The following is a 19562-nucleotide window of genomic DNA, read 5'->3' as shown; positions in this document are numbered from 1 at the left end:
TCTCCTGGTCAGCCATGGGTTTTCGAGCGGGGGGCGGGGTCCTTGCCGAATGCCTCGCGCAGCTCATCCTTGGCCTTTTCGAGCACATGCCGCTGGCTCTCGCCCAGATTGTCGCCTGCACGGTTGATATAGAAATTGAGCATGCTCATCGCCGATTGCAGCGGCGTGCCCTTGCGGCGCTTGCTGTGCTCGGCCGATCGTTTGAGCGAGGCGGCGATCTTCGCCGGATCGTCCTGCTTGAACACGCCCTCGTCGAGATCCAGCGCGTCGCTGTGCCTGGTTACCTCGTGCGACCATTTTTCCTGCGCCATGATTGCTGCCTTTTCGCTGATGATGCCTCAACGCCCGTTCGGCGCGGTCGGCCTCTCATGCGCACTCGGTCTTTCCTGAATCGCGCTCGTGTCGTCGCATAACCGGCGATCAGCCGGTCCGGTTTCTGCGGGCGGCGGAACCGCCGCGCGCTGCCCAAGGTTCATGAGCAAGATTGCCAGCACCCGAGACCGAGGAGCCAGCCATGGAATCCCTGTTGATCGACCCCAAGGACAAATATCATTCGCAAGGGTTTGCCGAGCAGCCGCAGGACTGGCCCGGCCTGCAACGCGATATGGACCCGGTGCCCGATTGCGGAGAGAAGAGCTATCGCGGCAGCAGCCGTCTCGAAGGTCGACGCGCATTGGTCACCGGCGGTGATTCAGGGATTGGCCGGGCCGCCGCCATCGCCTTCGCGCGCGAAGGCGCGCAGGTGGCGATCAACTATCACCCGCGCGAGCAGGTCGATGCCGACGATCTGAAAGGCGTTCTGGCACGCGATGGCCTCGATCTGGTCCAGCTCCCCGGCGATCTGACCGACGAGCAATTCTGCGTTAAACTCGTGGACGATGCCAGGGAGTGTCTTTGCGGGCTCGACATCCTGGTGATCAATGCCGGCTACCAACAGGCGCAGAAATCGATAGCGGATATCTCCCACGAACAGTTCGACCGCACGATGAAGACCAATATCTATGCGATGTTCTGGATGTCGAAGCGTGCGTCGGAACTCATGCCGGCCGGATCGGCGATCATCAACACCGCCAGTGTCAACAGCTTCAACCCGGCCGACGACCTGCTCGATTATGCCACCACCAAGGGCGCAATCGAGATTTTCACCAAGGGACTCGCCAAGCAGCTCGCCCCCAAAGGCATCCGCGTCAATGCCGTGGCGCCGGGCCCGGTATGGACGCCGCTCCAGATTTCGGGCGGCCAGCTTCCCGGCAAGGTCGAAGGGTTCGGACAGGACACGCCGCTCGGCCGTGCGGGCCAGCCCGCTGAACTCGCGGGGCTGTACGTGACCCTGGCTGAATCCGGCAACAGCTTCACGACCGGCAGCGTCTTTGGCGCCAACGGCGGCACAGGCGTGAGTTGAGTGCGCTGGCAGGATCATGCGCGCCGGGCACCGTGTCTTGCTGGCGCACGTGGGCTGCGCATTCCGTTCGAGAAAGGCTGCCCCGCCGGGAGCATTTTGGCAGGGCAGCCTCCCGACCGAAGTCCAGGAGAGAAATCCGGGCCGCCCTCGCAACTCCTGGCACTTACAGGTGTTGGGACGAGGGCGGCTACGGACCTTCTCACCTGAGAGGTCCAACCGGCCGGCCTTATAAACTGTTCCGGAAGGGAAAGCCCATGAACAAGAAATTTCTCCTGATCGCCGCAACGATGGCCCTGCCGCTTGCGGCCTGCGGTCACAGGACGGACGCGGCCGACAACGTCGCATCCAATGCCGACAACGTCGCGGATGCCATGGACGCCAATGCGGCAGCGATCCGCGACGAAGGCAGTGCCATGGCCAGCAACACCGAAGACGCCATGGACAACGCCGCCGATGCCCTGAACAACAAGGCTGATGCGGTTCGCGCGGCTGGCGAGAACAAGGCCGACGCGATGGACAGGAACAAACATTAATGTCTGGCGCGGCGGCGGATCCCGCCGCGCATTCCCTTCCCGGCATCCGATCCGCACGTCCGCGTTGCCGCCGCGGCTGATGGGTTGGGGGTAATTGTGCAGGACCGGATCTTGATCCTGCCGGGAACCGCACGATCTTGCCCCTCCGCCATGGGAAATCACAAGCCATGCTGAGTTCTCATGCCCGATTATGACCTGTATTACTGGTCTGCGCCGTTTCGCGGCCAGTTCGTGCGCGCCGTTCTGGCGTATGCCGGCAAATCATGGCGCGAGGCCGGCGACGCCGCGATCTCCGCGCTGATGGACGGGCCGGTCAGCGACATGCCGGTGCCGTTCATGGGACCGCCGCTTCTGATCGACAACCAGGCCGACGTCGCCATTGCCGAGATGCCGGCGATCATCCTCTACCTCGGCGAGACGCTGGAGCTGTTGCCTGCCAGTTCAGCCTTGCGCGCGCTGACCATGAAGATCGTCAACGATGCGAATGACGTGATAGATGAGATCACCCTCGACGGCGGCCGGCAGATGTGGACGCATGAACGGTGGAAGGAATTCGTTCCGCGCCTGAGAAAATGGGCGTCGCTCTGGGAGGAAACCGGCCGTCGCCACGGGCTGTCGACCCATTCCGGCTATATGCTCGGCGGCGAAACACCGGGCGTTGCCGATATCGTGACCGCCACCCTGTGGTCGACCATGGCCGATCGCTTTGCCGCGATCGCCGCGATCCTGGAGGAGGCGATGCCAATGACCACCGCCTTGACGAGACGGATTTCCTCCCTGCCGCCATTGGCGGCACTCGCAGCCAGGGCACGTGAGGATTACGGCGATGCCTATTGCGGGGGTGAGATCGAGGCCTCGCTGCGCAAGGTCCTTGGTGCCTGACGTGGTCGCTGCGGGTCTCGCGGGCGCCGCATCACCGGAGACGTGCAGCATGCAGTGATTTCCCGGCCGGACCTGAAGCGGGGAACTTCCACTCCGTCGTGCGCATTCTGGTGGGACATAACCGAGAGGGCCTGGAGATGTTGATCACCATCCTCATTATCCTGCTGGTGCTGTGGCTGGCGGGTGCCTTTCCCCGCCAGGGCGCCTACAACGCCAATTGGGGATATGCGCCGGTTGGCCTGGGCACCATCCTTCTGATTGTCCTTCTCGTTGTAGTACTCAGCAATGGCATCTGATGGTGGAGCCGTATCGCCGCATCTGGCGGCCAGCCGCCCGATGCATCTGTCGCTGCTCGCGGCACCGCTGGTCTGTTTCGTAGCAGCGATGAGTACTGATATCGCCTATGCGCGGACCTTTGACGTCACCTGGAAGAATTTCTCCGACTGGCTGCTGGCCGCCGGCATGATCGTCGGCGCGCTGGCGGCGATCGTCGGCCTGATCGATCTCTTTCGTCCCCGGGTACGCGCCAACCGGCTGATCTGGCCATATGCCTCCGCCTATGCTGTCGCCATGATCATCGCTCTGTCCGACAATTTCGTTCACAGCCGCGATGCCTATGGCGCGATGCCCGTCGGACTGGTTCTTTCGGTACTGACCGTTTTGGCGCTGGCGGCAACCGCGGTCATCGGCGTGCTGCTGATCCGCCGGAACTTGGGGAGTGTGCGATGATCCGCGCCGCTCTTCTCGGAACGAGCCTTTCCCTGACGCTCGCTGCCTGCGCCAGACAGGGCGGCGATCCCACCCGGCAGATCGGCGCCAATCCGGATCTGCCGGCGATCAGCCAGTATCTTGTCCCGCCCATGCACGTGGTTCCGCCGGCGCCATGGGGCAGCGCGACGCCGAGCGTGCCGGCCGGCCTCAAGGTGCAGGCGCTGGCGACCGGCCTTGCCCATCCGCGCTCGCTCTACACGTTGCCCAACGGCGACATCCTTGTCGTCGAGACCGACGGACCGCCCGAGCCGGTCCACCGGCCCAAGGACATTGTCATGGCGATGATCCAGGCCCACGGCCATGGCGATGCCAACGCCGGGATGGACATCATCCTGCTGCGCGACACCAATGGCGACGGCCTGCCGGATGTGCGGACCAAATTCATCACCGGATTGAACTCACCGTTCGGCGTCGCCCTGGTCGGCAACGATCTCTACGTCGCCAATACCGACGCGATCGTGCGCTATCCCTATCAGCCGGGCCAGACCCGGATTACCGCGCCGGGCACCAGGCTGGTCGACCTGCCGGGCGGCCCGATCGACCATCATTATACCAAAAGCCTGGTTGCGAGCCCCGACGGCAGCAAGCTCTATGTCGGGGTCGGTTCGAACAGCAATATCACCGAGAACGGCATGGACGCCGAGCGCGACCGTGCAGCGATCTGGGAAGTCGACCGCGCAACCGGCGCGCATCGCCTGTTCGGCACCGGGCTGCGCAACCCGAACGGCCTGCAGTTCGAGCCGCAGACCCATGCGCTGTGGGCCGTGGTCAACGAGCGTGACGAACTGGGTCCCGATCTCGTCCCCGACTATCTTACGTCGGTGCGCGACGGCGGGTTCTATGGATGGCCCTACAGCTATTGGGGGCAGCATGTGGACCCGCGTGTGATGCCGCAACGCCCCGATCTCGTGGCGAAGGCTATCGTCCCCGATTACGGGCTGAGCAGCCATGTCGCGCCGCTTGGCATGGTCTTTTCGAACGATGCCGCCGCGTTGCCGGCGCAGTGGCGATCAGGTGCCTTTGTCGGAGAGCATGGCAGTTGGGATCGCGGCCATCTCAACGGCTACAAGGTGATCTATGTGCCATTCGCCAACGGTCGGCCGGTGGGCAAGGCAATTGACGTTGTGACTGGGTTCGTCGTCGGCGAGAAAGCGCGGGGTCGTCCGGTCGGCCTTGCGCTCGACAAGGCCGGGGCACTCCTGATCGCTGACGATCTCGGGAACACCGTCTGGCGAGTGACGGGAGGCTGATCGATGACGGAGCCGTCCTGGCCGGAAGCCGCCAATCGCAGGCTTCGGGCATTCTTGTGGAAAGGATGGCCCATACACCAGATGGCCTCCGTTCTGGGCAGGCCGGCAGACGAGATTCTCGCCCAGATGCGCCGATTGCGATTGACGCAGAGATACGAGGCCCGCGGCGTTCCCGATGGTCGATAGCCTTGGTTGGCTGGCGCTGGCAGCGACGTGTGTAGCCGCCATCATGACCGCCGCCAATCTGGGCGCGAGGGTGACCGGCACCGGCTTTGCGATATTCTTCATTGGCGCATTGGCCTGGTGTGCCGTTGGAGCGTTCACCGGCCAGCGTCAGCTTCTGTGGTCAAACGCGTTCCTCGCCATTGTCGATCTGTTCGGTGTGTGGCGGTGGCTTTACCGGCGCGCGCAGGCGGAGGACGCCATCGCAAAATCCAGGCGCCGTCATCGTCGTGCCGGCAGCGAGCTTTTCAGCTTTGAAGACATGATCGGCATGACGGTCCGGACCCGGGCGGGCATCGTATTGGGTGACGTGGTTGGCGCGCTGGCCGACAAATCGAACGGCGAGGCCAGGTTCGTTCTGGTTCGCACCGCCGACAAGGACGCCGCGACGTCTGGCTTCAGGCAAGTGCCGTGGTGCCAGGTTTCCATCGAAGACGACCGGCTTCTCACCGATCTGACCCGCACACAGTTCGACAAATTGCAGTCAGTTTAGGACTGGCAAACGGATCCATCATCGAGGCTTCATCCCCCGCGTCGCCGGGCTCCGCATGGTATGGCGACAAGGCGACGGCGCTTGCCCGCTTGCTCAGGCGCGAGCGGCCAGGGCGTCAGGCACAGGCAGCCCATCAGTATTCCCTGGCGCGGGAGCAGCACTGACGGGCGCCTGAGGTTCCGCCGCCGAAAATATTTTTGCAGCCCTGCCCGTAGTTCCACGTCCGCTGCGTCAATCCCCCCAACGCCGGAACCACCGGCGGCGGGAGGGAAAGAATGACGATCTCGAAAAAGGCATTTTATACGGCGCTGCTCGCCGCAACGGTATCGTATGTCGGGATGGCCGCCACGCCGGCTTGCGCCCAGGTAGCAACGGCAAGCTTCGATCTGCCTGCCGGGGATCTTGCGACGACCCTGCGTGAGATCGCTCGCCAGGGAGGACGGGAAATCCTGTTCGCGGACGAGGATGTGCGGGGGAAGCGGTCGCCGGCAGTCCGGGGAAGTTTCACGGCCGAACAGGCGGTGCGCATCGCCATTGGTGACAGCGACCTGACTGTCGAAGAACAGGCCGACGCGCTGGTTGTCCGGGTGCGTCACCGACAGGGCCAGACCGACCCGTCACAGGCCGACATCACGGTGACCGGCACGCGTATCCGGGGAACGACCGGCCCATCTCCGGTCACCGTGATAACGCGCCGGGGGCTCGAGGAGCAGGGCATCCCCGATCTTGCGGCCCTCTCGCGGATCATCCCGCAGAATTTCACCGGGGGGCAGAATCCCGGAGTCGCCGGCGGCGGTGACCAGGGCGGATACAACAACATCAACAACTCGACGACGCTCAACCTTCGGGGTCTGGGTCCGGACGCGACGCTGACGCTGATCAATGGTCACCGGCTCGCCTATGATGCCGTCAACCAGGGTGTCGATATCTCGGTCATTCCGCTCGAAGCCATCGACCGCATCGAGGTGATCGCGGACGGAGCTTCGGCGCTTTATGGCTCGGACGCAGTAGGCGGCGTCGCCAACCTCATCCTGCGTCGGGACTATAGCGGCCTGCAGACCAGTGCCCGGGTCGGCGCCTCCACCGATGGAGGCAATGTCCAGCAGCAATATTCGGGTGTCGGCGGTGCTCGCTGGACCGGCGGCGGCTTCATGGCCGCGCTCGACTACAGCAAGGCGACACCGATCTATGCCGACCAGCGGGATTATTCGCGGAGCCTGAATCCTTCGCAGATGATCGGCACAGGAAGCCGGCAGGTAAGCGGCGTGCTCGCGGGCCATCAGGATATCGCGAGCTGGGTCTCGTTCGAGCTGGACGCCCAGCTTGCCGATCGTCGCTCACGCAAGGCGAACGCCTTTTCCGTGACGGCGCCGGCCACCTATTTCGGGCAGGTCAATCTGCCCGTGGTGCGCTCCTATGCGATCACGCCGTCGCTTCATCTCCGTCCCGGCGGTGGCTGGGAGGCGACACTGGAAGCGACCCAGGGGGAGAGTTCCACTGTCAGCACTGCGCAGCGCTATACCAATGGCGCACTGCTCGTCGGACGCTCGGCCTATGACGACTATCTCACCAATTTCGAGGCAAGCGCCGAGGGCCCGCTCGTCCGCCTGCCCGGTGGTGACGTGCGTCTGGCCCTGGGGGGCGGCTATCGCCGCTTCCGGCTCGCCTTCAATGTCCGGGCCACCAGCGGCGGCGTCACGCAGGTGGTGCGCGATGCGGTCGAGCGGCGAGAAAGCTTCTTCGGCTATGGTGAGCTTTCGGTGCCGCTCGTTGGCGCCACCAATCGCATGCCGCTCATCAATGCGTTGAGCCTGAGTGCCGCCGTCCGGTACGAGAGCTACAAGGGCATCGACGCTGTCGCGACCCCGAAACTCGGGCTGGTCTATGCGCCGCACCGCGATATCACGCTCAAGTACAGCTGGGGACGCTCTTTCAAGATTCCGACGCTGCAGCAGGTGAACCAGCCCCGGGAAGCCGTCCTGCTCGACCTTGACCAGTTCTCCCCCCAGCCTGTGCCGCCGCTTCCTGCCGGGTCGACAGTGCTCCTGCTGGCCGGCGGCAATCCCGACCTGCGCGCGGAGCGGGCGACCAGCTCGACGGTGTCGATCGAATTCAGACCGGCGAACGGCCTGCGTATCGAGGCGAGCTGGTTCGACATCGACTATCGTGGCCGTATCGCTAGCGGAATCAGCGATTTTACGACTGCGCTGACCAACCCGATTGCGGCGAATTTCGTCCTGTTCGCGCCCGGCGCGAGCCTGCTTCAGGGGTTGATTGCGGACGCACCGCTCGGGCTCGAAAACCAGAGCAGTCACGCCTATGACCCTGCACAAGTTGCGGCCGTGGTCGACGAGAGCCTGCGCAACACCGCCCGCGAGCATACCCGCGGCGTCGATCTGGCGATCGACTACAGCACGGCGCTGAGGGGTGGTGGCCAGTTCCAGCTGGCGGCATCGGCGAGTTATCTCGATGGCAAACGCCAGCCGGTTGCTGGCGCGCCCTATGAGGGGCGCGCGGGATTGATCTTCACGCCGCCCCATTTTCGAGCGCACGGGTCCGCCGGCTGGCAACGGGGTGGCCTGCAGCTTTCGGCCGCGCTCAACTATGTCGGCAGCACACGCGACAACCGCTTTCCCCAGACCGAGACGATCGGTGCCTTCACAACGCTGGACCTGAGCGGTGCCATCCGCCCTGCAGTGGAGCGTGGTCCGTTCCGCAATATCGAGCTGCGCCTCAACCTGCAGAACCTGCTGAACAAGGCGCCCGACCCGATCCGGAACGCGGCGGCGTCTTCGATCCCGTTCGATTCGACCAACCAGTCGCCGATCGGACGATTCGTCAGCTTCTCGGTGACCAAGCAATGGTGAGCCTGCGCCTGGTGCTCGCCGCCGTTGCCTTGCTCCTGGCGCCAGCGGCGGCGTGGGCCGCCCCGGACTGTGTTGACCTGGTGCCGTCCGGGGCGAAGTCTCCGCCACGCAATCTCGTGCCCGAGGATCTGGTGCGGCTGCGCGACATCGGCCCGGTTGACCCGAACCAGCAGGACGACGGCCTGTTTTCGGTGTCGCCGGACGGTCGTCAGGCCGCCTTCCAGCTTCGCCGCGGCGATCCCGCCACCAATACATTCTGCCTCGCGATGCTGGTGGTGGATCTGCACACCGGAGCCGCGCGCGTGGTCGACCGGGGCGGCGACTTCATCCGCCTGCGCTACGATACTCGCGGCATCGCCGCCTTCCCGAGCGGCTATACCGATCCGATCACGCCGCGTTGGTCGCCTGACGGCCGGTGGATCGTTTATCGGCGTCGCGATCGCGGCACCGTACAGTTGTGGCGTGCCCAGGCGGACGGGAGCGGCAGCGCAGCGGTCACTGACAGCGCGGACGACATCGACGATTTCCGTGTCACCGGCGATGGACGAAGTCTCGTCTACACGACCAGGCCGGGACTACGGGATGTGCTAGGCGCGATTGGAAAGGAGGGCCGGTCCGGCTTCCACTATGACGATCGCTTCGTCCCCGCGGCGAGCAGCCGCCCGTTCCCGAAGGCGCCAATCGCCAGCACCGCATGGCACCTCGACCTTGCCAGCGGGACGGTCCGTGCGGCGACATCGCAAGAATCGGCCCTGCTCGACGGATCGTCGATGCAGGAGGGAAGCTGGACTGAGGCGACATCCTCTGCGGGCGCGCGGGCATGGCTGAAAGTCCCGGCCAGGACGCTCTTCCCCTCGCGCGGCCGGCTGACCGTTACCAGCCCGGCGCGTACGGTGTCATGCAATGCGGCGGCCTGCGCCGATGCGAGCCAGCCCTGGTGGGTGGGAAGCCGGGTCCGCTTCCTGCGACACGAAGGCTGGGCGAACAGCGTCACCGCGATCTACGAGTGGACACCAGGCGCGGGCGCGGTGAGAAGGCTCTACAGCACCGAGGACATGTTTGTGGGCTGCGTTCCTTCGGGCACGACGCTCGTCTGCCTGCGCGAGAGCGCGCTACGGCCCCGTCGCCTCGAGCGACTCGATCCCGCCAGTGGGCAGCGCACGCTGCTGTTTGATCCCAACCCCGAATTCGCGAGCCTGAAATTGGGCCAGGTCGAACGCCTGCGCTCGCGCAACAGCTTCGGCATCGAGTCCTTCGCCGACCTTGTCCTGCCCGTCGGGTACGTGCCCGGCCGACGCTATCCGCTGGTTGTTGTGCAATATAATTCGCGGGGCTTCCTTCGGGGCGGGACCGGCGACGACTATCCGATCCAGGCATTCGCAAACCGCGGCTTCGCGGTGCTGAGCTTCGATCGGCCACGCAGCGTCGGCTTCAAGTCCACCACCGACTTCCTCGAAGCCGACCGGATCAACCTCAAGGATTTCGCCGACCGCCGCAGCGTGCTCGAGGCAATTGAGACCCCGGTGCGGACGGTGATCGAGCGAGGCATCGCCGACCCCGCCCGGATCGGGATCACTGGACTGAGCGACGGTTCGTCCACGGTCCAGTATGCGCTGCTCCACAGCAAGCTGTTCTCCGCCTTCGCCATGAGCAGCTGCTGCTGGGATACCAGCCTCCCGCTCCGCGTCGGGCCGATGGCGGCGCGGCAATTCTATTACATGGGATATCCGAGAACCGTTGACGACGATGAGGCCGCCCGGGCCTTTTGGCGGCAGTTCGCCGTATCGCGCAATGCCGGGGAGATACGGGCGCCGATCCTCGCACAGGTTTCGGACGACGAATTCTGGGTTGCGCTGCAAAGCGTCACGGCGCTCCGCGAGCTCGGCCGTCCCATCGACCTCTATGTCTTTCCCGATGAGCATCACGTCAAATGGCAGCCCGCACACCGGCTCGCCGTCTATACCCGCGCCATCGACTGGTTCGACTATTGGTTGAACGGCGTGAAGGCGCCCGGGCGTGCGGAAGAAATCGCGCGCTGGGAAACGCTTCGGCGCGGCCTGTCGGGTTCGGCCGAAGCTACCACCGGGGCACCGCCGCCGCCCTGAAGCGGCGAAGGTTCGAGCGGGCGCAGCAGCGCCCGCTCGCCCCGCGTCAATCGTTGTGCAGGCCGGTCGGCCGCATCCATCCGAACTCATTGTCCGAGATGCCCATCATGGATCCGCGGGTATCGGCACTGACGCTGCCGAGCTCGACCACCTTCATGTCTTCGGTTCGCATCTTCATTCTCCAGGTTGCAGTTGCCGTCTTTCGTGCCCGGTGATCGTCGTGCCCATGGGACGGGACGACCATGCGGTCGCCCATGCCTCGACATTGATCAGCTCAAGCAGGCGCGTATTCTCCTCGCCGGCAGTCAGTCGATCCGGCCGGAGAGATTCCTCGATCGCGCCCTTGTCGAGGATTCGATGTTCAGCGAGCCGGCCGTCCATCAGCCGCTCGCGCAGTTCCTCGCGCTTGCGCCGGACGATCTCGCCGCAGAATGGATCCGGCGAGCCCTTGACCCGCCGCTCGACGATTGCCGCCGGAAGCCGGTCGGCAAAGGCTGTCCGGGCCATTGCACGGTCGCGACCGCCCTCCCGCCACTGCCAGCTCGGGATCGCAAGGCAGGCTTCAATAACGGGCTGCGACAGCAAGGGATTGATCACCGGCGCCAACCGGCTGCGATCGGACTCGAGCGTGGGGTGCGCGCGTACGATCCCGGCGATGTGCGCAGCCTTGCCCGGAAGCGCCGAGTGAGGCGCCTCGAGCCATGGGTGGCATAGCTCGAGGCCCTGCAGCGATGCCACAAGGTCGGGATGCAGGAAGGATGGGCTCGGCTTCCACCGATAGGCGGGCGGGCGCCTGGCGATGCCCATCGCCGCGCGCGTGACCCTGAGCGGTCCGGCACCGGTGTGACGGCAGATATCGCGCAGCGTGGCGAACGCTCCCGCGCCTGGCCCCTCGTGCAGGGCCCGATCCGCCAGTGCCGCTGCGGATTGCGAGAAGCCGAAGACATTGTCGCCACCATTGCCGGTGAAGAATGCGTCCGCGCTGATCCGGGCGGCGGTTTCGCGATGCGCGCGCTCATAGGGTTGCGCTTCCGCCCGTCCCAGCGGCCGCGGGAGATGCGCCCCGAGCGCATGGCCGAGGTCCACGGCATCCAGGTCATAGTGCGCCTCTGCGAGCGGCAGTGCGAGACTGGCGCACACGGATTGCGCGAAGGCTCGCTCGTCGCCGGCTATGTCGTCGGTGAACATGGTGAGGCAGGTTGCGCTGCTTCGGCAGCGGGCCAGGCTTGCAGCGACGATCGAGGAATCAAGGCCACCCGAGAGGCTGACAAGCGGATGCCGATAGAGCGACGCCCAGGCGGCGACGCATTGTTCCACTACCCGGCGGAGCCGCTCTGCGGTCTCGGACGGGTCCTCGCCCGCGTGCGGCGCGACGAAATCCCAGGGCGACCAGCCCGGAAGGGATTGCTCGGAGTTACCGTTCAGGGCGATGCCCGTGCCCGGGAGCAGCGTGGTGATTCCGCCCAGTGCCGTGTCGACGATCGGGAGGCCGCAGGAATAGAGAATCCGCCCGAGCATGTCCCAGGCCACGCTGTCCGGTGCGCGCCCCGCACTCGCCAGGAGCTCGACGTCGGACGCGAACATCGTCATGCCGCCCATCTGTGCCCGGTAGCAAGGCAGCGCGCCTGAGGGATCGCGCAGGAACTCAACCGCATCGCCGCGCGACCGCACGGCGAGATAGCCGCCCCACCAGGATTTCAGCAGTGCATCGGTGCCCTCGCGCGCCAGCACACTGCGCTCGGTCTCGCCAAGCGCCTCGATGGCGCGTGCCGGCCCGTGCCGGTGGAACAGCGTGCCGATCACCACGCCGTCGGAATCGATCTCGAGGCAGCGGCATGCCTCGCTGACCAGCACTGCGAAGGGCGGCGTGGAACGGGCAATCCGCATGCCTGTCCGCCCGGCAATACGTTCGGCCGCCTCGACAATGTCGCCGCCGGCCAACGCAAGGACGAGGTAGCGCGGCCTCACGGCAGCACCAGGATCGGTGTGTACAGCCGCACATGCTCGAGGTCCCCGACGATCACCGCGTCGTCGCACTGGACCCAGCTATGGGCTGCAAAGGGATTGAGGCGCACCCCGAAGACGAGGGCCGCCTGCTGGCCGTGCCGCTGGCACAGCCGGCGCGCCGCGATCGCCCGCGGCAGGCATTGGTCGGCCGCCCGCAGGAGCATCGCGCTGGTCACGAACGCGCTTGCGACTCTCCGCCGCGCCGCCTCGTCCCGTGTCCGGCCATCGGCGCGCTCGGCCGCCAGCTGCGCGGCGATATCGGCCATAGGGCGCAGCTTCAACCAGCATCGGGCGCGCAGCTGGCCCGCGACCGCAGCGATCACGTCGGAAGGCGATCTGTTACCCGCGCCGTCTGGCGCATAGTCCTGCACCGCAGCGGGATGACGGGTCGCGGCCGCACGATCGTCCGGGCCTGTCTCGATCACCCCACATCCTGCGAGCAGCGTCAGCTCGTCGGCGGCGAGTGTCTCGCCATCCGCCCAGCGCCGAAAGAATCCATCAGCTGTCTCGGGCAGGCAGAAATAGCGGTTGCGCGGCAGGTCGAGGAACACGGCCCGGCCGGCACAGACGCACCACGACAGGCCGGAGCGCAGGCTGAAGGGCATGGCGAGGCTCCCCGGAAGGGCGCGTGCCCTTCCGGGCACGCGCCAGGTCCGTCAGTCGTCGCTGAGCCCGATCGGCTTCTGGTGGCTGAACTCCGTGTCGGCGCCGCCGACCGGAAGGCCCTTGGTATCGACGCTCACCACGCCGAGTTCGATCGTGTCTTCATGTTCGCGGTTCATGGCTTTTCTCCAGTTGCGAGAAACGTCATGGCCATGACCAGCCCAATGTACCCGAGCGCGCGATTACAGGAAGGTTATAATCGGATTATAATCCGATTGTTTTCACAGGGCAGACGTCAAGCCACTGAAGCCGGGCGGGAAAAGCATGTCTGGACATGCGCCACCACCTTTAGCCGTAAAGCCTGGACATAATGGTGGCCACCCGGCCGTATTGATCTGTCCACCGATGATATTGCCAAAGCGTATATTGCCGGATCGCGCCCGCACAACAGACCGACAGGCGGACGCGATCAGAGCCTACGGCACATTTGCGTAACCCTAGCCGTCGTAGACGGCAGCCTGGCACGGGTTTCGCGCGGGCGGGTGCGCGAACGCCTATTGCCTCGCCGTCAATACGACCTCACGCGGATCGTGGGTGTCCACGCCATGGTCGAACAGCGCGCCGAGCCGCCGGGCAAGCAGTTCGGTATCGTCGATGCGGAACCGCCCCGAGATGCGCACGCTGCCAAGTGCGGGATCGGCCAGCCGGATCGGACGCGCCGCGCCCCGGTTCGCCAGCGCGACCAGCTCGGCGAGCGGCATCGCCGCATAGTCATTCGCCGCGGGTTGATCGGGTGCGGTGATCGCGCTGGTGGGGGCGATGGTCGCAGCGCTCTCCGGCAGGCCCTTAAAGGACACGCTTTCACCTGCGGCAAGCTTGCGGACCGGCGGCGGGGACCCAGGGTCGCGGCGCGGCAGCGCCACGTCGACCGCCCCCTGCAACAACCGCACATCGACCTTGCCCGATGACACCAGCGCGATCTCGAAGATCGTGCCCCGCGCCGTGACGCTGCCGCCGCCGGCGAACACGATGAACGGCCGGCGTTCATGCGCGACCTCGAAGCGTGCGGCGCCATGCAACAGCTTCAGGCGGCGCCGGCTCTCATTGATATCGACCTCAAGCGCGGTGTCGCTGGCAAGGCGCACCGTCGAACCATCGGCGAGCCGCACGACACGCGTTTCCCCGGCTATCGTCGAGAATGTCTGCGGGCCGGTAATCGAGGCGATAGCCGGTTGCGGGTCCTGCGCCGGCCCGGTCGGATGCCAGACGACCCAGGCGCCTCCGCCCAGCGCACAGAGCGCTATCACGGCCAGAAACCCGGCGCGCGCCTTGTTGCGTCGTGGCGCGGGTGCAGGCGCGCCCTCGTCGGGCTCGGCCAGCAGCTTGCCCATCGCGAATATCTCGGCGGCGCGATTATAGGCTGCACGCTGTTCAGGCCCCTGGGCCAGCCACGCATCGAATTCCCCGCGGCCGGCATCGGCCTCCGGAGAACGCATCCGCGCGAACCAGTGCGCCGCTTCCCTCGCGAGGCCGCTGCCGTCTTCGCCAGGCTTCTGATCGGCGATGGTCATTGCTCCAGCTCCCTGCCGATCCGCAACAGCGCCTCACCCATATGCCATTCGACCGTGCGGATGCTGATGCCGAGTTGAGTCGCGATCTCGTTGTACCCCAGTCCCTGCACACGGTGCAGCATGAACACTTCGCGCATCCGTGGAGGCAATGCGTCGACCGCGGCGCGATAGCGTCTGCGCATCTGTTCGAGCTCCAGTCCGTCTTCCTGTGTTGCCCGGACAAGCGGTTCGTTCGCCTCGTCGATCGGCACATGCGCTGTGCGATTGGCAAGGCGGCGCGAACGGTCGATCAGCAGGTTGCGCACGATCCGGTTGAGGAATGCCTCGGGCTGACGCAGCCCATGCCGTGCCCTCGAGCCGAGCAGCCGGGCGAAGGCGTCCTGCACCAGATCGTTCGCCTCCTCGCTCGAGCGCAGGCGTGCATCGAGCCAGCGCCGCAGACGCGGCGCCTGCTCGCGGTACAGATCGTCGAAGCGCGCCTCGCCATTGCCGTCGCCGCCAGGCGATGCACCGGTCTCGTCATCGGACCGCCGCATGGGCTAGTCCGGATTGCCGCCGCGCGGCGCGCGGGCATCAGAATTCGATCGCACGAGAGCCAGTCTCGTGCCGGGCGATGCCTCGGTAGATGACCCCCGACCATCATGGTCGGAAGCGCTTGATGCCTGGCGGTCAGTCCGCAGCGCGCTGCCGGCTCGAAACCACGCTGCACGCCGGAGTCTGCGGCACTTCGCAGCCGGGTGCAACCTTCATGGACGTCGCCGGTCAATGATCGCTCCTGCCGGCCCGTGCCGGACGCCGCTTGTCGGGCGCGCCGCGGTGGCCCGCAACCCGGGCCTGCGGCCGGGTGCTCCGCTGGCGCTTCGCCCTGCGGTGCAGGCCACCGCTCCTGTCGCGCCCGCTGATGCGTCGCCGCCGGCCCATCCTGGCCGGCAGGAAGGAGCAATTCCCATGTCCGACATCCCTCTCAGCCCCGCCGCCCGACTGCATCAGGCGCTGGCCATCATGCCCATGAGCGAGCAGCGCGTGTTCATGCTCACCGCTGTCGAAGGCCTGGACTATGCGACGGTCGCGAAGCGGCTCTTCATCACCGAGGCGGAGGTCGAGCGTCTGCTTGCCACCGCGCTCATCTTCCTCGACCGGCATCTCGGCGACGGCGGGTGACCACCATCCGCCCGGAAATACAGCGGATATCGCTCGCCCCTGTTGCATCGCGGCCGTGGCGGTCTAGGATTCTGACTATGCGCACCGACCTTGATCATCTGCCACCCGCCAAGCAGCGCTAACTCGAGCGCGTGGTGCAGATCCTGTTCGAGGAATTCCGTGACGCCACTGCCGCCGCCACGGTCGAGTGGAAGCGCCAGGCGCGCATTCTCAAGGTCATCCTCTATGGTTCCTATGCGCGCGGCGGCTGGGTCGATGAGCCGCATACCGCCAAGGGATATCAATCCGATTTCGATCTGCTGATCATCGTCAATCACGACAAGCTGACCGATCGGGCCGCCTTCTGGTCCAACGCCGAGGAACGGCTCAACCGCGAGCTGGCGGTCACCCGGACGCTCCGCACGCCGGTCAATTTTATCGTCCACACCTTGCAGGAAGTAAATGACGGGCTGGCGCATGGCCGCTACTTCTTCATGGATGTCGCGCGCGACGGCATCGCGCTCTACGAGAGCGACGGCACCGAACTGCATGAGCCGAAGCCCAAGACGCCGCAGCAGGCGCTGGCAATGGCGAAGGAATATTTCGCGGAGTGGTTTCCGGCGGCGATCAAACGCTTTGACGGAGCTAAATTCCATATCGAGCGCGGGAATTTCAAAGACGCGGCATTCGATCTGCACCAGACGGTTGAGCGCCTATATCACTGCGTATTGTTGGTCTGTACCTTCTATACGCCGCACGTGCACAATCTCGGTTTTCTCCGAACGCAGGCAGAACGGATCGATCTCCGCCTGATCGATGCGTGGCCGCGCGACACACGCGCCGATCGCGGCCGCTTCGAGAAGCTCAAGGAAGCCTATGTGAAAGCGCGCTACTCGAAACACTACCGCATCAGCGATGAGGAGCTGACCTGGCTCGGTGAGCGGGTGGAAGAACTCGGCCGCGCGGTGCAGGTCATCTGCGAAGAACACATTGCGGTGCTCGAACGCAGTGCGGCCGCCTGAGATCGGGGTGTGCCCGTCGGGACGGCGGGCTTGGGTCCGGAACTCCGGCCTTTCCATCCTGTTGCTTTCCCGAAAGCGGTCCTTGATGCACGTCGGCTGGCCGCTTCATCCTGAGGCACGGTCACACAACAAACGGACGCGCCTGCATCCGGGGAATCAGGAGAGCGCAGGGTGAACGTATGCCCGGACTGTTTCGATAATGAGGGCCTTGGCCGAAGGATTGTTCAAGTCCGTCCCAAGGTTTCGGAGGGACAATGCGATGAGCACCCCAACCGCAAGGGTATCCCGATCGAGGAGCTGGCAAAAATTGTCGATCCGTTATTCCGCGGGCTTTACTGGCCGACCGCTGACGATGGCAACGTCTGGCATCATGGTCGGGGCGGCGACCTTGTCGAAACACTCTATGATCTCACCGGCGCGATCGATGATGACATCAGCCGGGCGTTGGGCAGCGCCCTGATCGATCAGGATGAATATTGGCCGCCTGACGGGGAAGAAGCCTACTATGACGAAGAGGCGCTCTATGTTCTGCAGGATGACGAGGCAGGCCTGCACCTGCACGACTGGAGGACGTTCCGGCGCAGCCTGATGTTCGAAAGTCGCTTCTTCAACCCGGACGCAGAGCAGGCACTGGGCCGGATTTTTGACGGGATCCAGCAACTGCGCGACGCCAACGGCAAGGGGCCGGTCTATCTGATCCAGCCGGAAACGCCCGAAGCTCATTTCTTCAGGGCACGTATCGCCAACACCCGGGAGGAGGCGAAGCGCATCAAGGCAGATCTTGCGCGAGAGCTGGGACCACCGCCTGAGCAGCTTCGCAAGGCAGGGCGCCTCAATCCGTCCGGTATCAGCGCCTTTTACGGGGCCTTCGATCTTCCAACCTGCATCGCCGAGCTGCGCCCGTCGGTAGGCGGCGGCGTGATCTCGGCCCGGTTCGAGCTCAAGCGTCAGATCTGTGTGCTCGATACGACCCTGTTCGCCGACCGGCCCCGGATGGTCAACCTGTTCGCTTCGGGCGCGCTCAAGCGCAAGAGGCAGTGGACGTTCATGCAGACCTTCATGGAGGAGATCGCCCAACCCGTCTTCCCGGGCGAAGAACATCTGCAATATCTCCCGACCCAGGCGGTGGCCGAATTTTTGAACCGGCGCTTCAAGCTGACTTTCGCCGGAGAGAAGCGCGCGATCGACGCGGTGATCTTTCGTTCGGCCCAACGGCCGGAAGGTCGCAACATTGTCATTCTCGGGGACGCGGCGATCGTAGAGACGAAGGCAGCCGGGAATCCTGGCGGCCTGGACGAGCCCGCTGGCCCGGCAGAGCATGACGATTTCGACATCTGGTTCGAGCATGAGCTGGAGTCTGTTCGGGCGGACAAGAAACCAGGATTGGCAGTCGAGCCCGATACGGTGCGCTGGACTGTCATAGACAGTGTGGAATTCAGCCCCAAGACAGGCGTGTCCGAAGATCCGGATGAGTTCGACGATCTGCTGTAGACCGCGGGCACATCAATCATCGACACTTGGCACCGTTGGGGAGCTTCAGCCAATCACATGAATGACGAAAGTGCCGGCGCTCTCGGTTGGCAGCTATGCTGTCCTAATCGCGGTCGTCCAATTCCCTCGAGCTACTTCCGAGAATCTGCCATTTGATCAGCCCCGACTGATGATCTCAAGAGCAGACGTTCGGTGAACAATCAGCACCAGTTGGCAGAACGACATCGGTCCGCCGAGCAGGTCGCACCATTGCTAAAAATGGTCAATGCGTGCATCGGTTTACGTTCGCACGTGTCGCCATTCCAGGTACCAAGCTATCTGATTCGTTCACTCCGACGGCGTTCTGCTACAGTGGTGCTACCGGGGCCGGCGCGCCGTCGCTACGATGCGACGATGGCCGACTCCCCTTCGTTCTCCCGCAAAACGGGCATCGCCTCGATTGAACTCCTCGAGGCGGCTTGGCAGACGCACTCCCGGACGACCCGCGAGTTGCTGAAGCTAGGCGCCGAAATCGCTGAAATTTGCGACGGTGGAAACCTGGCGGACCGGTTCAACCATCTCATCAAGCTCGCCGACACGTCAGGCTATCGGCTCGAAGACGGCGAGTTCCTCGTCGATGTCCTCGTGTGGCGCGCGGTCGAGACGCTGCCCGTCAGCGATTACGACGAGCCACACTACAATCGCCAGCAGGAGACCTTCATCCGCTTCCTCGACCTCGACGGCTTCCGCGTCGAGCGTGGCAGTCTGAATCGCACGACACCGGCTGAGCTCGAGCTTCCCCAAGCGCAGGATGATGTGACTAGACTGCTTGAAGTGCACAGCTTCATAATTGTGAAGGGTCACCTCGACCAAGCGCTCGCATCGCACACCCGTGGCGACTGGGCGTCCGCGAACGCGCAGTTGCGGACCTTCTACGAAGCGATGTTCGACCAGTTTGCCTACGAGCTCCTGCCGGACGGTCGATCGCTGACGACGAGCGAGAACCGGCGGGCGGCACTGGCTGCGGACGGATTCATCGATCCCAACCTGAACGAGTGGGGAAGCGACGGGAAGAACTACGTCAACGGCCTCTTCAAGCGGCTTCACCCGGCTGGCTCGCATCCAGGCCTCTCGGATCAGGAGGACAGCACATTCCGCCGCCATGTCGTGCTGATCACCGCCCGGCTCTTCCTCAACCGTTTCGATGCTCGTAAAAAATAGCCG

At 64.9% G+C, this 19562-nt stretch carries 20 protein-coding genes; 13 read left to right on the top strand and 7 right to left on the bottom strand.

The window, feature by feature from the left end; translation table 11 throughout:
* Positions 1–8: 8 nt before the first annotated feature.
* Positions 9–311, bottom strand: coding sequence for a DUF3175 domain-containing protein (locus AC3WT0_RS13345; protein ID WP_492753888.1), 303 nt, complete (start codon positions 309–311; stop codon positions 9–11).
* Between the two features lie 203 nt (positions 312–514).
* On the opposite strand from AC3WT0_RS13345, the gene AC3WT0_RS13340 reads away from it, so the two are divergent.
* The 9 genes from AC3WT0_RS13340 (at position 515) to AC3WT0_RS13300 (ending at position 10525) form a co-directional block, all read left to right on the top strand.
* Complete coding sequence (locus AC3WT0_RS13340) at positions 515–1402, top strand: SDR family oxidoreductase (protein ID WP_492753887.1); 888 nt, start codon at positions 515–517, stop codon at positions 1400–1402.
* A gap of 254 nt (positions 1403–1656) precedes the next feature.
* The gene (locus AC3WT0_RS13335) at positions 1657–1935 is read left to right on the top strand and encodes a hypothetical protein (protein WP_492753886.1); all 279 of its coding nucleotides are present in this window, start codon (positions 1657–1659) and stop codon (positions 1933–1935) included.
* Between the two features lie 180 nt (positions 1936–2115).
* Positions 2116–2817, top strand: a complete 702-nt coding sequence (gene gst / locus AC3WT0_RS13330) for a glutathione transferase, Atu5508 family (RefSeq protein ID WP_492753885.1) — start codon at positions 2116–2118, stop codon at positions 2815–2817.
* Positions 2818–2954: 137 nt separating this feature from the next.
* The gene (locus AC3WT0_RS13325) at positions 2955–3113 is read left to right on the top strand and encodes a DUF3309 family protein (protein ID WP_492753884.1); all 159 of its coding nucleotides are present in this window, start codon (positions 2955–2957) and stop codon (positions 3111–3113) included.
* Positions 3103–3546, top strand: a complete 444-nt coding sequence (locus AC3WT0_RS13320) for a DUF2231 domain-containing protein (RefSeq protein WP_492753883.1) — start codon at positions 3103–3105, stop codon at positions 3544–3546. The genes AC3WT0_RS13325 and AC3WT0_RS13320 overlap by 11 nt, the downstream gene beginning before the upstream one ends.
* Positions 3543–4838 (top strand): PQQ-dependent sugar dehydrogenase, encoded by a 1296-nt coding sequence (locus AC3WT0_RS13315; protein ID WP_492753882.1) that lies wholly within the window; start codon positions 3543–3545, stop codon positions 4836–4838. The genes AC3WT0_RS13320 and AC3WT0_RS13315 overlap by 4 nt, the downstream gene beginning before the upstream one ends.
* Positions 4839–5013: 175 nt before the next feature.
* Positions 5014–5553, top strand: a complete 540-nt coding sequence (locus AC3WT0_RS13310; protein WP_492753881.1) for a PRC-barrel domain-containing protein — start codon at positions 5014–5016, stop codon at positions 5551–5553.
* 275 nt (positions 5554–5828) lie between these two features.
* Entirely contained in the window at positions 5829–8420 is a 2592-nt protein-coding gene (locus AC3WT0_RS13305; protein ID WP_492753880.1) for a TonB-dependent receptor domain-containing protein, read from the top strand.
* Positions 8414–10525 (top strand): Atxe2 family lasso peptide isopeptidase, encoded by a 2112-nt coding sequence (locus AC3WT0_RS13300; protein WP_492753879.1) that lies wholly within the window; start codon positions 8414–8416, stop codon positions 10523–10525. The genes AC3WT0_RS13305 and AC3WT0_RS13300 overlap by 7 nt, the downstream gene beginning before the upstream one ends.
* A 46-nt stretch (positions 10526–10571) precedes the next feature.
* On the opposite strand, the gene AC3WT0_RS13295 is transcribed toward AC3WT0_RS13300, so the two are convergent.
* The 6 genes from AC3WT0_RS13295 to AC3WT0_RS13270 all read right to left on the bottom strand — a co-directional run bounded on the left by AC3WT0_RS13295 (position 10572) and on the right by AC3WT0_RS13270 (position 15242).
* Complete coding sequence (locus tag AC3WT0_RS13295; protein WP_492753878.1) at positions 10572–10697, bottom strand: hypothetical protein; 126 nt, start codon at positions 10695–10697, stop codon at positions 10572–10574.
* Between the two features lie 2 nt (positions 10698–10699).
* Positions 10700–12493, bottom strand: a complete 1794-nt coding sequence (locus AC3WT0_RS13290; protein ID WP_492753877.1) for an asparagine synthase-related protein — start codon at positions 12491–12493, stop codon at positions 10700–10702.
* Positions 12490–13137, bottom strand: coding sequence for a lasso peptide biosynthesis B2 protein (locus AC3WT0_RS13285; RefSeq protein WP_492753876.1), 648 nt, complete (start codon positions 13135–13137; stop codon positions 12490–12492). Before AC3WT0_RS13285 ends, AC3WT0_RS13290 begins: the two co-directional genes overlap by 4 nt.
* A 51-nt stretch (positions 13138–13188) precedes the next feature.
* A complete protein-coding gene (locus tag AC3WT0_RS13280) occupies positions 13189–13314 on the bottom strand; it encodes a benenodin family lasso peptide (protein ID WP_492753875.1) in 126 nt (41 codons plus the stop codon).
* Between the two features lie 375 nt (positions 13315–13689).
* Entirely contained in the window at positions 13690–14706 is a 1017-nt protein-coding gene (locus AC3WT0_RS13275) for a FecR family protein (protein ID WP_492753874.1), read from the bottom strand.
* Complete coding sequence (locus AC3WT0_RS13270; RefSeq protein ID WP_492753873.1) at positions 14703–15242, bottom strand: RNA polymerase sigma factor; 540 nt, start codon at positions 15240–15242, stop codon at positions 14703–14705. The genes AC3WT0_RS13275 and AC3WT0_RS13270 overlap by 4 nt, the downstream gene beginning before the upstream one ends.
* Positions 15243–15654: 412 nt before the next feature.
* On the opposite strand from AC3WT0_RS13270, the gene AC3WT0_RS13265 reads away from it, so the two are divergent.
* From AC3WT0_RS13265 to AC3WT0_RS13250, 4 genes are all read left to right on the top strand, one after another.
* Positions 15655–15867 (top strand): sigma factor-like helix-turn-helix DNA-binding protein, encoded by a 213-nt coding sequence (locus AC3WT0_RS13265; protein ID WP_492753872.1) that lies wholly within the window; start codon positions 15655–15657, stop codon positions 15865–15867.
* 131 nt (positions 15868–15998) lie between these two features.
* The gene (locus AC3WT0_RS13260; protein ID WP_492753871.1) at positions 15999–16868 is read left to right on the top strand and encodes a HEPN domain-containing protein; all 870 of its coding nucleotides are present in this window, start codon (positions 15999–16001) and stop codon (positions 16866–16868) included.
* A 171-nt stretch (positions 16869–17039) separates the two neighbouring features.
* Positions 17040–18359: an RES family NAD+ phosphorylase gene (locus AC3WT0_RS13255; protein ID WP_492753870.1), complete on the top strand. Its 1320-nt coding sequence runs from the start codon at positions 17040–17042 to the stop codon at positions 18357–18359.
* Between the two features lie 192 nt (positions 18360–18551).
* On the top strand, positions 18552–19559 hold the full coding sequence (locus AC3WT0_RS13250; protein ID WP_492753869.1) for a hypothetical protein: 1008 nt from the start codon (positions 18552–18554) through the stop codon (positions 19557–19559).
* Positions 19560–19562: the final 3 nt, after the last annotated feature.

This window comes from Sphingomonas sp. EU05-FHT14C10, from assembly GCF_058790595.1.
The sequence above is the reverse complement of the archived record's forward strand: the minus strand, read 5'-3'. Positions and strand labels throughout refer to the sequence as shown.

Bases quoted from the DNA above. Each gene is read 5' to 3' on its own strand.
- AC3WT0_RS13295 (WP_492753878.1), bottom strand. From the start codon at position 10,697: ATGCGAACCGAAGACATGAAGGTGGTCGAGCTCGGCAGCGTCAGTGCC.
- AC3WT0_RS13335 (WP_492753886.1), top strand. From the start codon at position 1,657: ATGAACAAGAAATTTCTCCTGATCGCCGCAACGATGGCCCTGCCGCTT.
- AC3WT0_RS13305 (WP_492753880.1), top strand. From the start codon at position 5,829: ATGACGATCTCGAAAAAGGCATTTTATACGGCGCTGCTCGCCGCAACG.
- AC3WT0_RS13280 (WP_492753875.1), bottom strand. From the start codon at position 13,314: ATGAACCGCGAACATGAAGACACGATCGAACTCGGCGTGGTGAGCGTC.
- gst (WP_492753885.1), top strand. From the start codon at position 2,116: ATGCCCGATTATGACCTGTATTACTGGTCTGCGCCGTTTCGCGGCCAG.
- AC3WT0_RS13270 (WP_492753873.1), bottom strand. From the start codon at position 15,242: ATGCGGCGGTCCGATGACGAGACCGGTGCATCGCCTGGCGGCGACGGC.
- AC3WT0_RS13345 (WP_492753888.1), bottom strand. From the start codon at position 311: ATGGCGCAGGAAAAATGGTCGCACGAGGTAACCAGGCACAGCGACGCG.
- AC3WT0_RS13325 (WP_492753884.1), top strand. From the start codon at position 2,955: ATGTTGATCACCATCCTCATTATCCTGCTGGTGCTGTGGCTGGCGGGT.
- AC3WT0_RS13275 (WP_492753874.1), bottom strand. From the start codon at position 14,706: ATGACCATCGCCGATCAGAAGCCTGGCGAAGACGGCAGCGGCCTCGCG.
- AC3WT0_RS13315 (WP_492753882.1), top strand. From the start codon at position 3,543: ATGATCCGCGCCGCTCTTCTCGGAACGAGCCTTTCCCTGACGCTCGCT.
- AC3WT0_RS13310 (WP_492753881.1), top strand. From the start codon at position 5,014: ATGGTCGATAGCCTTGGTTGGCTGGCGCTGGCAGCGACGTGTGTAGCC.
- AC3WT0_RS13340 (WP_492753887.1), top strand. From the start codon at position 515: ATGGAATCCCTGTTGATCGACCCCAAGGACAAATATCATTCGCAAGGG.
- AC3WT0_RS13300 (WP_492753879.1), top strand. From the start codon at position 8,414: ATGGTGAGCCTGCGCCTGGTGCTCGCCGCCGTTGCCTTGCTCCTGGCG.
- AC3WT0_RS13285 (WP_492753876.1), bottom strand. From the start codon at position 13,137: ATGCCCTTCAGCCTGCGCTCCGGCCTGTCGTGGTGCGTCTGTGCCGGC.
- AC3WT0_RS13320 (WP_492753883.1), top strand. From the start codon at position 3,103: ATGGCATCTGATGGTGGAGCCGTATCGCCGCATCTGGCGGCCAGCCGC.
- AC3WT0_RS13265 (WP_492753872.1), top strand. From the start codon at position 15,655: ATGTCCGACATCCCTCTCAGCCCCGCCGCCCGACTGCATCAGGCGCTG.